Genomic DNA, 11356 nt, shown 5'->3' with positions numbered 1-11356 from the left:
TGATTTTCACACTCTGGGAGAGATCGCGGTTGGAACCGGCCCGTTTCGGCAGGTAACAGTTCCGGTACGAGGGCATTTGTGATTCCATCTTCCATGGTTTCTGCTCCTCAACTCGCCCGCCTCGAGCGTGCCTGCCGCGCGAGCCTACCGCGGTTCGTGCTTCCCCATACCGGCATTCTCGCGCGGCGCGTGGTCTGGGACGGACACGCGCTGCAGGCGGCACCGGAGCCGAGCCCCCGGAACACGGCCGAGGTCGCCAGGGCTCTCTACCTGCTCCGGTCCCGCGGCGCTCGCGTGGATATCGACCCCGACGCGCTCCTCGACCGACTTGTGACCGATCACCTCGAAGCGCTCGATTATTACGACGCCGCCCACGCGCTCTGGGCGGCGGCAGTCGGCAACAGTCCCCATGGGGCGACGTTCTGGGAAGCGCTCCAGCGCCGCCTCCCACCCGACGCATCCGAGACTATCCAACTGGGCTGGACGCTCAGCGCGCTCTGCGCGTACGCCCCCGGCGCGCGCGCACAGCAAGCGGTCGTCGCCCTGGCCGCCGACATATGCGGTCGCCTCCTGCGGAATCAGTTCCCTTCAACCGGACTCTTTCGCGCCGATGCCGGAAGCCGCCGGTGGTGGCGCCGCCGGCAACGGACGACCGACCTGTCCTCGCAAGCCTACGCCATCCACGGCCTCGCATCGTACGGAATCGCGTTCGGGCGCCGCGGACCAATCGATCGCGCCACCGCGTGCGCCGACACGCTCCATCGCCTGCAGGGCAACCGGGGCCAATGGTGGTGGATGTACGATTGGCGACGGGGTGCTGTCGCGTCGCCCTATCCCGTGTACGCCGTGAATCAGGACGCCGCCGTGCCGCTGGCGCTCGACACCATCGAGCGGGCAATCGGAAATCGTCGGTACGGCGAGGCGGTCGAGCGGGGGCTCGCCTGGCTGTTCGGCGACAACGAGGCGCAAACCACCCTGGTAGATCCCGACCTCGGCGTGGTCTGGCGAGCCGTGCAGCAGGCAGCTAGCGGTTTCGTGGTAATCCGCGAGATGTACTCGTACCACGCTGCGCGCTGTCTGTACTGGCTGTATGTCGACTCCCAAATCCGCACGGGTGATTGGTGATGCGACCGGGCAACCTGCTCCTTGTCGATCCGATACCTCGCGGGGCGGGGCGGTCCTCAAGGCGGTCTCTTGCGCCACTTCTGGGCCCTGGTTACCGGCTTCCGCCGGGATATCCTTCGCCGCCGTCAAGGACGAGCCCCTCTCTGGCGAGTGCGGGCTGCTAGCTGGGCGAGCGCGATCATGATCGAAGGTCTCATCCTCCTCACCGAACTCGTCGTGATGCTCTTGTTGCTCAGGAACGTGCTGCGTGCCGGTCAGACTCCCGAGGAAGAAGACCTCGGGCTCTTCGGGTTCCGCCGCCGGCCGGACACCTCGTCGGCGCCGAACCCCGTCGAGCGCTCGCCGAAGAAAGGCCCGCCCGGTGCGTGATTTCGTCGTCCTCGCCATGACGCTGGTTTACGTCCCGCTCGCGTTCGCGCGGCCGCTCGCGGGTTATCTTCTCTGGGGATGGGCCGGACTGATCGGACTCAATCTGTACCTGTTCGGCTTCATGGTCAGCGCACCGTTCGTCCAGATCTTCGCCCTCGCCACGCTGCTCTCGCTCCTGGTGAATCGCGATCCCCTCGCCCAGCGGCTGCAGATCACGCGCACGTCGGCGCTGATGATCTTGTTCGCAGTCCATGGCTTCTTCAGCGCCCTGACCGCTTACCCGGGCATCGTCCGCAACTGGGAGCTCTGCGGCGCCGTGGCGAAGACCGTCCTCTTCTGTCTGCTGATGCCGACGCTCGTCGTCAATCGCCTCCGCATCCACGCTATGGTCGTGATGATCGCCCTCGCCACGACCTTTCACGGCGTGCTGGACGGCCTCAAGTTCCTCGTCAGCGGCGGCGCGTTCCACGCGATAGTCAACCCGAAATTCGGCGACAACAACCACGGGGCACTGGTGCTCACGATGGTCCTGCCGTTTCTGTTCTATCTCTACCACTACTCCGCGCGCGCTCTGGTCCGCTGGGGCTCCCTCGGCGGACTGCTCGTAACCGTTCTCGCCGTCGTCTCCACCCACTCGCGCGGTGGGTTCGTGGGCATGGGCGCCCTCGCCGCGTGGACTGTGCTGCAGAGCCGCCGCAAGGTCACCGGCCTGGCACTGGTAGCGCTGGCCGGCGTGCTCGTGCTGTACACTGCACCCGAGTCGTGGACGGTGCGCATGGGCACGATCGAAAACGCGGAGGACGACGCGTCGTTCATGGGTCGAGTGGCCGCCTGGAAGGCGAGTTCGGCCATCGCACTGGAGCACCCGTTCTTCGGTGGCGGCTTTCGGGCCGTGCAGACACCTGCCGTTTGGGAAAAGTACAAGTACGCGCCGGGTCTGCTGGGGTTCGTCGACACGCCGGTGCTCAACAAGCGGGGCGTCGCCGCGCACAGCATCTGGTTCGAGGTCCTTGGCGATCAGGGCTTCGTCGGCCTCACGATCTTCGTCGCCCTGATCGTCAACGCGTTCCTGACCCGTCGTACTATCTGGCGCCTGGTGCGGGCCCGTGGCGAGGAGCAACGTTGGGCCGGCGACCTGGCCGACACGCTCGCCGCCGCGCTCGTCGCCTACGTGGTGTCCGGATCGCTGCTCAGCGCCGCCTACTTCGAGCTGCCATACGTCTGCATGATGCTGCTCGAGGTGGTAAAGCGGCAACAAACATCCCTTCAAGTTCGCACCCTGGCCCCCGGATCCGGCGTTGGCAACCACCAACCCGTACGCTCCGACTCCTCGGAGCGGGCCAGCGCCCGCAACCCAAGATGTGACCAGACGTGCCCCGGGGAGGGCGGGGCTCCCGCCGAGCCGCGTCGGTGCGCGTTCGGCTCGGCCGGAGCCTCGCCCCTCCCGTCCGAATTGTTCGCGCGCGGTGCGCACTGCGGCGGAACTCGGAATTCCGCAGAGCGACCATGAACCCCGATGAGATCGTCCTCGTCTCCGGACTGCCACGGTCCGGCACGTCCATGATGATGCAGATCCTCGCGGCCGGCGGGATCCCGGTCCTCACCGACAACCTGCGGATGGCGGACGCCGACAACCCCAGAGGCTACTACGAGTTCGAACCGGTCAAGAACATCGAACGCGACGCCTCGTGGCTGAACGACGCGCGCGGCAAGGCCGTCAAACTCGTCTCGGCACTGCTACGCTTCGTCCCCGGCGAATACCCCTGCCGCGTCATCTTCATGCGGCGCGACCTGGACGAAGTCCTCGCCTCGCAGCGCCAGATGCTCCTGCGGCGCCGCGAATCGACCAGCCGCGACGATACATCGATGGCCGAACTGTTCCGTCGACATCTGCGCCACCTCGAGGCGTGGCTGCAAGCTCAACCCCATCTTCGCGCCCTCTGGGTCGACTACAACTCCCTCGTCGCACACCCCGAGGACGAGCTGACACGCATCAACACCTTCCTCGACGGTCGGCTCGACCTCGACGCCGCCCGCGAGGTTGTCGATCGGAACTTGCACCGGCACCGGCAACAGTGATGCGACTCTCCGTCATCGTGCCCGCCCACAACAACGGGCCCTTCCTCGCGCGGGCTCTGAAGGCACTCGCCTCCTCGACGTTCCGCGACTACGAGATCGTCGTCGTCGACGACGCATCGACCGACGATACCCCCGAGGTCGCCGCACGCGCCGGAGTCCGCGTCCTGCGCCTCGACCGCAACGGCGGACCGGCCCGGGCCCGTAACCGGGGCGCCGAAGTCGCCACCGGCGAGTTCCTCGTCTTCGTCGACGCCGACGTCTGCGTTCATCCCGACACCCTCGGCCGTTTCGACGCCCACTTCCGCGCCAACCCCGAGGTCGTCGCCGTCATGGGCTCCTACGACGATACACCCGCCGACCCCGGGTTCGTCTCGCAGTTCAAGAATCTGATGCACCATTACGTTCACCACCGGAGCCGCCGCGACGCCTGGACGTTCTGGGCCGGCTGCGGCGCTGTGCGCCGCGACGTCTTCCTGCGCTTCGGCGGCTTCGACGAAAACTACCGTCGGCCTTGCATCGAGGACATCGAACTCGGCAACCGCATGGCCGCCGCAGGCCTGCACATCGATCTCGACCCCACCATCCAGGCTACGCATCTCAAGCGCTGGACCCTCGCGGGCCTCGTGCGCACCGACATCCGCGACCGTGGCGTACCGTGGTTCCTGCTGATGCGCCATAACCGCCACATGCCCGCCGACCTCAACGTCACCGGAACCCAGCGCGCCAGCGTCGCTCTGGTCGGCCTCCTGCTCGCCCTGCTCGCCGCACTGAGCTTCACCCTCGTCACCGGCGCGGGATTCATGGCCGGGATCGCGGCGCTCGGCGCCGCCTCCGCCGCAAGCGCTCTCGTGTACCTTAACCGGGACTGCTACCGCTACCTGGCCAGAAAACGCGGCCCACTCTTCGCCCTGGGAGCCATTCCCATGCACTGGCTCTACTTCCTCTACTGCGGCATTTCGGTCGCCCTCGCCTTCGCCGTCCTCGCCTGGGCCCGCCTGACCGGCCGGTGGCTGGTGCCCGGGCCGTGGGTGGAGAAGACACGGGATTAGCGCGTTGCCTGGTCCGACGTCTCGGACAGCGCCCGTATCCCCACCCCCAGGCCCTCAAGCCCCCAAGACCTCAAGCCCCCAAGCCCTCAAGACCTCAAGACCTCAAGCCCCCAAGCCCCCAAGCCCCCAAGCCCCCACGCCCTCCATGCGCATCGCCATCGACGGTACCTGCTGGCTGAACCGTCGCGGCTACGGTCGCTTTGCGCGCGAGCTCGTCCGCGAGCTGGTCTCACAGGCGCCCGACATCGTCTGGACGCTGGCGATCGACTTCGACCCCTCCGATGCGCCGCCGCTGCCCGGCGGCGTGCGGGTGCAGGCGGTGACGACGGGTACACCCGCCGCCCGGGCGGCAGCCGCAAGCGGAAGGCGCGGCGTCGCCGACATGTTGGCCGTCAGCCGCGCCCTGTCCGCCGGCGGCCACGATCTCGTCTTCTTCCCTTCCGCTTACACGTACGTGCCGGTCTTCGGCCGCAGCCGGGTTGCGGTCGTCATTCACGACGTGATCGCCGAACGGCTGCCGGAACACGTATTCCCGTCGCGGCGGGCGGCCTGGTTCTGGCACGCCAAGCTGTGGGCGGCCCGCCACCAGGCCGACCTCGTCATGACGGTCTCCGAAGCCTCCCGGATGGCTATTGCCGGTCGTTTCGGCATTCCGCCGGAACGCATCGTCGTCGTGCCGGAGGGACCGGGGCCCGAGTTTCAGCCACTCGATCCGGCGCCGGAAATCCTGCGGCGATACGAGTTGCTCGGGCGTGCGTTTGTCCTCTATGTTGGCGGCATAAGTCCGCACAAGAATCTGGTGAACCTCGTGGATGCCTTCGCCGACGTGCGCGCCGCAACCGCACCTCCACACCCGACGCTGGTCCTCGTCGGCGACTACCGCGACGACGTCTTCCATTCCGCTTACGCCGAGGTCAAACGGCGCGCCGCGGCGCGCGGCGTCGCCGACGATGTTCGCTTCACCGGCTACGTTCCCGACGCCGAGTTGGCCCACCTGTACAACGCCGCCACGGCACTCGTGCTGCCGTCGCTGCTCGAAGGGTTCGGACTGCCCGTGGTAGAGGCCATGGCCTGCGGCACGCCGGTGGTGGTCAGTAATCGCGGCGCCCTGCCCGAGGTCGTCGGTAACGCGGGAGTGGTCTGCGACCCGGACCTGCCCGGTGCCCTTGCCGCCGCCCTCCGGAGAGTTCTCGAAGACGGCGCGCTGCGCGCGCGGTTGCGCACCGACGGACTGGCGCGCGTGGCCGGCTTCTCGTGGGAACGGGCGGCGCGCATCGCCCTCGACGCTTTCCGCCGCACGGTCCGCGGGTAAAGAAAACGGCGACAGAACCCGAATTCGGCACATGGGGCACACGGTAATTATCGGAGCCGGGCCGGCCGGCCTGACCGCGGCGTACGAACTCGGTAAGTTGGGTTACCGCGCCACCGTGATCGAGGCGGACGACCAGGTCGGCGGACTGTCGCGGACCGTCACCTATCGCGGCTACCGTTTCGACATCGGCGGGCACCGCTTTTTCTCCAAGGTACGGCTCATTAACGAACTGTGGGCCGAGATCCTCGGCGAGACGTTTCTCCTGCGCCCGCGGATGTCGCGCATCCACTACAACAACCACTACTTCGACTATCCCCTCAAACCGCTCAACGCGCTGACCGGTCTCGGTCCCGTCGAGGCCTTTCTCGTCGGGCTCAGCTACGCCAAAGCACGGCTGCTCCCGGCGCGCGAAGAAAGCTCGTTCGAGCAGTGGGTGTCGAACCGCTTCGGGTACCGTCTCTACGAGATCTTCTTCAAGACTTACACCGAAAAGGTTTGGGGCGTTCCGTGCGCGGAGATCTCCGCCGACTGGGCGGCGCAACGCATCAAGAACCTGTCGCTCTCCGAGGCATTGCGGAACGCGGTATTCAGCGCCAAGACCAGCAAGTCCGGCGAAGTCATCACGACCCTGATCGAGCAGTTCCACTACCCCCGGTTCGGCCCCGGCCAGATGTGGGAACGCTGCGTCGAACGGGTCGCCGCGCGGGGGAGCGAGACCGTCTTGAAGGTGCGCGTCGAGCGCATCCGTCACCGCCACGGCCGCGTCGAGGCCGTGTACGCCCGCACCGCCGACGGCCGCCGGCTCGAGTTCGGCGGCGAGCACTTCATCTCGTCGATGCCGGTCCGGGAACTCGTCAATGCCTTCGATCCGCCGCCACCCGAAGACGTCCGCCGCGCCGCCAATGCGCTTCGCTACCGGGACTACCTCACCGTGGTGCTCATCGTTAAGCGCGCGGAGGTGTTTCCCGACAACTGGATTTACGTACACTCGCCGGACGTGAAGCTCGGACGCATCCAGAATTACAAGAACTGGAGTCCGTTCATGGTGCCGGAACCCTCGCGCACCTCGCTCGGTCTGGAGTATTTTCTCTGGGACCGAGACGAGGAGTGGACGTGGCCGCAGGAGCGGCTCATCGAGATCGGCATCGCCGACTGCACGAAGATCGGTATGGTCGAGCGCGGGGAGATCGAGGACGGCACCGTCGTGCGCATGGAGAAGGCCTACCCGGTCTACGACCAGGACTACCAGGCCCACCTCGCCACGATCCGCCATTATCTCGCGGGAATCGACAACCTCCAGCTCGTCGGGCGCAACGGCCAGCACCGGTACAACAACCAGGATCACTCGATGCTGTCGGCAGTGTTCGCCGCGCGCAACGTCGCCGGCGCCAACTATGACGTGTGGTCGGTTAACGTCGAGCGCGAGTACCACGAGGAGGGCGCGGTGCAGGAAGTTCCCGCGGCGGACCGCGCGATTCCGAAGCCGGTGGCACCGGCGCCGACCGAACCGGCGCCCCTTACGCCGGCCGAACTGGTCGAGGCGGCATTCGCTCGCCTCGATCCGCTCGCGCTCGGTGCGGCGATCGGCACCGGCGCGGGTCTCGCCCTGTTCCTGGCAACCGCCGGTCTGCTGGTTCAGGGCGGTGCCATGGTCGGCAAGACGCTGAACCTGCTCGGCTACTATCTGTACGGCTACGGCGTATCGTGGCCCGGGGCGTTCTGGGGTTTCGCGCAGGCCTGGATCGGAGGCTTTGGGTTGGGGTTCGTGGTGGCAAACCTGCGGAACTGGGGAGTGTCCGCCTACGCTTACCTGTTGAAGCGGCGTGCCGAGGCGGAAGCGGGCCGCGACTTGCTGGACAAAGTGTAGCGGGGCCATTCCGCTCGAGGAGGAGGGAGCTGCATGACCACGGAAATCGACCGGCGCCTGGAAGTGAGCCGTGCCGTGGCGCGGATTCACGCCGGGGTCATGGCCATGGTCTGCGCGGTTCTCGGCGGCGGCGGCCTGTTCGTCGCGACGCTGTGGCTGGTGATCAAGGGGGGAGCGCGTATCGGCGAACATCTCGGCCTGCTGTCCTGGTACTTTTACGGCTACTCGGTCACCTGGGGCGGCGCGTTCATCGGCCTCTTCTGGGGCGCCGTCGCCGGCGGCATCGCCGGCTGGATCGTCGGCGAGGTCTACAATCTGGTAGTCTGGCTGCGCGAAAGGAAGAAGATCGCCGTCAACTGACCTCCGCCACCCATCACTCACCATTCACTCCTCGCTTCTCGCTCCCCGCTTCTCGCTCCTCGCTCCCCGCTTCTCGCTTCTCTCTTCTCGCTCCCCGCTTCTCGCTCCTCGCTCCCTCCAATGCCCGACTCCCCACTCCGCATCTGCCTGGTCTCCACCTTCTACCCGCCCTACAACTTCGGCGGGGACGGCATTTACGCGCACCGGCTCGCGAACGGACTCGCGCGGCGCGGGCACTCGGTTACCGTGCTCCACAGTCCGTCGGCATACGAGATGCTCGCCGGCCGGCGGGTTACCGATCGCTATCGCGATCACCCGAGCGTCACCGTACGGCCGGTGTGGACACCGCTCGGCGCACTCGGCCTGCTTGCGGTGCAGCAGTCCGGCCGACCCGCTTTCCAGGCGCGTGCTCTCAGACGGCTGCTGGACAGCGCGGATTACGACGTCGTTCACTACAACAACGTGTCACTGCTGGGCGGTCCCCACGTCTTCAATTACGGCCGCGGTCTGAAGCTTTGCACACTGATCGAGCACTGGCTCGTCTGTCCGATGCACGTACTCTGGAAGTTCGACCGTGAGGTGTGCGTCACGCCGGAGTGCTTCCGCTGTCAGCTCGCCGGGCGGCGGCCGCCGCAGGCGTGGCGGTACACAGGCTTGATGGATCGCGCGACCCGACAGATCGATGCCTTCGTGGGCCCGAGTGTATTCACGATCCGCATGCATCAGGCGCGCGGGTTGCGCGGCGCCATGATCCAGCTCCCCCTGTTTCACCCCGAACCCGGCGACGCCGACGACACGCCGCCGGCCCCGAACGGCGGGCGGCCCTATTTCCTGTTCACCGGCCGGCTCGAGAAGATCAAGGGCGTGCAGGCACTGATTCCCGTCCTGCGGGAAATGCCCGCGGTGGATCTCGTCGTTGCCGGCAATGGCGGTTACGAGCCCGCATTGCGCCGGCTCGCCGCCGGAGCAAGTAACATCGTCTTTCTCGGCCGCGTCGACCACGCCCGCCTGCAGACCCTGTACCGCAACGCGCTCGCGACGCTCGTACCCTCCCTGTGTTACGAAACCTTCGGTTTGATCGTCGCCGAGTCCTACTCGGCGGGCACCCCGGTCGTCGTCTTCGCGCAGAGTTCGCTCGAAGAGCTGGTGCGTGCCCACGGCGGCGGATTGCTCTACCGCACCGCGGACGAACTTCGCGACGCCCTCGACCAGCTACGCAGCGACCCGGCACTGCGCCAACGGCTCGGCCGTGAGGGTCGGATCGCCTACGAAGCGGAGTTCGCCGAAGACGCGTTTCTCGATCACTACGTCGGCGTCGTGCGCGCGCTGCTCGCCAACCGGCGCGCAGGTCGGCCAGCGGTGGCCCCCGACGGCCGTGGTGACGACCAGCGGATCGCCGGACGCCGGGTGTATTTCGCGTGAAGGAGCCCGCCCCGACTCTGTCTATCGTCGTCGCCGTGGTCGGCGGCGTCGCCTGCCTGAAGCGCTGCCTGAGCGCGCTCGTCGGTCAAATCGACGCCACGGCGGCGGAGGTCATCGTGCCTTACGACCGGTTCTGCAGCGACGTGGCCGCTCTCGGCGCGATCTTCCCCGGCGTGAGTTTCGTTGCGGTCACCGATCTCGGCCTCGCCGCCGACTCGCGCCTCGCGGCCCACGCGCACCGACTGTACGATCGCCGGCGCGCCGTCGGCCTCGGTGCGGCAAGGGGCGAAATCGTCGCCATGACGGAAGACCATGCCGTGCCGGCCCGCGACTGGTGTGCGCAGATCCTCGCCGCGCACGCGCAGCCCTACGCCGCCATCGGCGGCGCCATCGAAAACGGCGAAGACCGGCCGCTCAACTGGGCGCTATATTACTGCGATTTCGGCCGCTACGGGCGGCCCTTTGCGCCGGGTCCGGCGGCCTACGTTTCCGACGTGAACGTCTCCTATAAGCGCCGCGCCCTGGAGGCTACCAGGGCGCTATGGGAACGGGCGTACCACGAAACCACGGTGCACTGGGCTCTGCGAGCCGGCGGCGAGCGCCTCTTCCTCGATCCCCGCCCGGTGGTCTTCCAGCACCGCCCTCCGTGCTCGCTCGCGGCGGCGTACCGCGAGCGCATCGAGTGGGGCCGCGTCTTCGCGGAAACCAGAGCCGCGGCGTCGCCGGCCCGGCGTCGCGCCGTTTACGCGGCCGGCAGCGTCGTGCTGCCGGTTCTGCTCGCGGCCCGCGCCGCACGCCACATGCGCCGGCAGGGGCACGGCGCCACCCTGATGGCTCGGGTCATTCCGCTTGCCTGCTGCCTGCTGACGGGCTGGGCGGCAGGCGAGTTCCTCGGCTATCTCCGGCCCGCACCGGAAGAGCTGCCGGCGAAACGAGCATGAGCGCCATCGCGACGGCCGCGCGCCTTCCCATCCTGATGTACCACTCGCTCGACACGAGCGGCTCGGTGGTGTCGGTCGCACCGGACACGTTCGCGGCGCAAATGCGGTGGCTGGCGGAAGCGGGCATACGGGGCATGACCTTGCGCGCCGCCGTCGAACACCGCGAGCGGCATGGCGCCTGGCCGCCCGGGGCTGCAGCGATCACCTTCGACGACGGTTACGCCAACGTGATGGCCCACGCCTTGCCGGTCCTTGCCCGTCATGGCTTCACGGCCACGGTGTTTCTCGTCAGCCACCACCTCGGCGGCGCCAACGACTGGGCGCCACCGCCACCGCGCCTGCCGAGCGCACCGATCATGTCGGTCGCACAAGCCCGCGAGCTGATCGCCGCCGGCATGGAAGTCGGCGCTCACACGCGCACGCACGCCGATCTGCGACGACTCGCCGGCGACGATCTGGAGGCCGAGGTCGCCGGCTGTAAAGCCGATCTGGAGGCCGCCGTCGGCGCACATGTGGACAGCTTCGCGTACCCGTTCGGATTTCGCTCCGCGGTGGCGGTGGCGGCGGCCCGCCGCACGTTCCGCTCCGCGTGCACCACGGTCCTGCGCCGCGCCGGCAACGAGCCCGTCCATGAGCTGCCAAGGGTGGACATGTACTACGTCCGTACCCTCGTAACGCTCGAAGGTCTGGTAAGGGGCCGGCTGGACGGATACCTGACAGCAAGGCGCTGGGCCCGAGCACTCCGGGCGGCGGCAGGTATCGGCTGCGGGTAGACCTGCTCCAACCTCCAGCCCCCCACATCCAGCTTCCCATCCCCGCCACAGCCGGCTAG

At 67.7% G+C, this 11356-nt stretch carries 10 protein-coding genes and 1 pseudogene; all 11 read left to right on the top strand.

Features of this window, described 5'->3' with window-relative positions:
• Positions 1 to 93: 93 nt before the first annotated feature.
• Positions 94 to 1125 (top strand): hypothetical protein, encoded by a 1032-nt coding sequence (locus L6Q96_09300; protein MCK6554759.1) that lies wholly within the window; start codon positions 94 to 96, stop codon positions 1123 to 1125.
• A 180-nt stretch (positions 1126 to 1305) separates the two neighbouring features.
• Entirely contained in the window at positions 1306 to 1494 is a 189-nt protein-coding gene (locus tag L6Q96_09295) for a hypothetical protein (protein ID MCK6554758.1), read from the top strand.
• Positions 1487 to 3004, top strand: a complete 1518-nt coding sequence (locus tag L6Q96_09290) for a putative O-glycosylation ligase, exosortase A system-associated (GenBank protein MCK6554757.1) — start codon at positions 1487 to 1489, stop codon at positions 3002 to 3004. The genes L6Q96_09295 and L6Q96_09290 overlap by 8 nt, the downstream gene beginning before the upstream one ends.
• Positions 3001 to 3573, top strand: coding sequence for a sulfotransferase (locus tag L6Q96_09285; GenBank protein MCK6554756.1), 573 nt, complete (start codon positions 3001 to 3003; stop codon positions 3571 to 3573). The genes L6Q96_09290 and L6Q96_09285 overlap by 4 nt, the downstream gene beginning before the upstream one ends.
• Positions 3573 to 4622: a glycosyltransferase family 2 protein gene (locus L6Q96_09280; protein MCK6554755.1), complete on the top strand. Its 1050-nt coding sequence runs from the start codon at positions 3573 to 3575 to the stop codon at positions 4620 to 4622. The genes L6Q96_09285 and L6Q96_09280 overlap by 1 nt, the downstream gene beginning before the upstream one ends.
• Positions 4623 to 4767: 145 nt before the next feature.
• Complete coding sequence (locus tag L6Q96_09275) at positions 4768 to 5934, top strand: glycosyltransferase family 4 protein (GenBank protein MCK6554754.1); 1167 nt, start codon at positions 4768 to 4770, stop codon at positions 5932 to 5934.
• A 31-nt stretch (positions 5935 to 5965) separates the two neighbouring features.
• A pseudogene (locus L6Q96_09270) lies at positions 5966 to 7372 on the top strand (NAD(P)/FAD-dependent oxidoreductase).
• Between the two features lie 462 nt (positions 7373 to 7834).
• Positions 7835 to 8161 carry a hypothetical protein gene (locus L6Q96_09265; GenBank protein ID MCK6554753.1) on the top strand — a complete coding sequence of 109 codons (327 nt, stop codon included), beginning with the start codon at positions 7835 to 7837 and terminating at the stop codon, positions 8159 to 8161.
• A gap of 120 nt (positions 8162 to 8281) precedes the next feature.
• Entirely contained in the window at positions 8282 to 9583 is a 1302-nt protein-coding gene (locus L6Q96_09260) for a glycosyltransferase family 4 protein (protein ID MCK6554752.1), read from the top strand.
• Positions 9580 to 10524 carry a hypothetical protein gene (locus L6Q96_09255; protein MCK6554751.1) on the top strand — a complete coding sequence of 315 codons (945 nt, stop codon included), beginning with the start codon at positions 9580 to 9582 and terminating at the stop codon, positions 10522 to 10524. The genes L6Q96_09260 and L6Q96_09255 overlap by 4 nt, the downstream gene beginning before the upstream one ends.
• A complete protein-coding gene (locus L6Q96_09250; protein ID MCK6554750.1) occupies positions 10521 to 11297 on the top strand; it encodes a polysaccharide deacetylase family protein in 777 nt (258 codons plus the stop codon). Before L6Q96_09255 ends, L6Q96_09250 begins: the two co-directional genes overlap by 4 nt.
• Positions 11298 to 11356: the final 59 nt, after the last annotated feature.

The sequence above is a fragment of the Candidatus Binatia bacterium genome, from assembly GCA_023150935.1.
Taxonomy (GTDB): domain Bacteria; phylum Desulfobacterota; class Binatia; order HRBIN30; family HRBIN30; genus JAKLJW01.
Note: the sequence above shows the minus strand (reverse complement) of the source record. Positions and strands in the feature narration are given on the sequence as shown.

What these genes read in the sequence shown, in the direction of transcription:
- L6Q96_09275 (MCK6554754.1), top strand. Translation starts at nt 4,768, where the DNA reads ATGCGCATCGCCATCGACGGTACCTGCTGGCTGAACCGTCGCGGCTAC.
- L6Q96_09265 (MCK6554753.1), top strand. Translation starts at nt 7,835, where the DNA reads ATGACCACGGAAATCGACCGGCGCCTGGAAGTGAGCCGTGCCGTGGCG.
- L6Q96_09260 (MCK6554752.1), top strand. Translation starts at nt 8,282, where the DNA reads ATGCCCGACTCCCCACTCCGCATCTGCCTGGTCTCCACCTTCTACCCG.
- L6Q96_09250 (MCK6554750.1), top strand. Translation starts at nt 10,521, where the DNA reads ATGAGCGCCATCGCGACGGCCGCGCGCCTTCCCATCCTGATGTACCAC.
- L6Q96_09280 (MCK6554755.1), top strand. Translation starts at nt 3,573, where the DNA reads ATGCGACTCTCCGTCATCGTGCCCGCCCACAACAACGGGCCCTTCCTC.
- L6Q96_09285 (MCK6554756.1), top strand. Translation starts at nt 3,001, where the DNA reads ATGAACCCCGATGAGATCGTCCTCGTCTCCGGACTGCCACGGTCCGGC.
- L6Q96_09300 (MCK6554759.1), top strand. Translation starts at nt 94, where the DNA reads ATGGTTTCTGCTCCTCAACTCGCCCGCCTCGAGCGTGCCTGCCGCGCG.
- L6Q96_09295 (MCK6554758.1), top strand. Translation starts at nt 1,306, where the DNA reads ATGATCGAAGGTCTCATCCTCCTCACCGAACTCGTCGTGATGCTCTTG.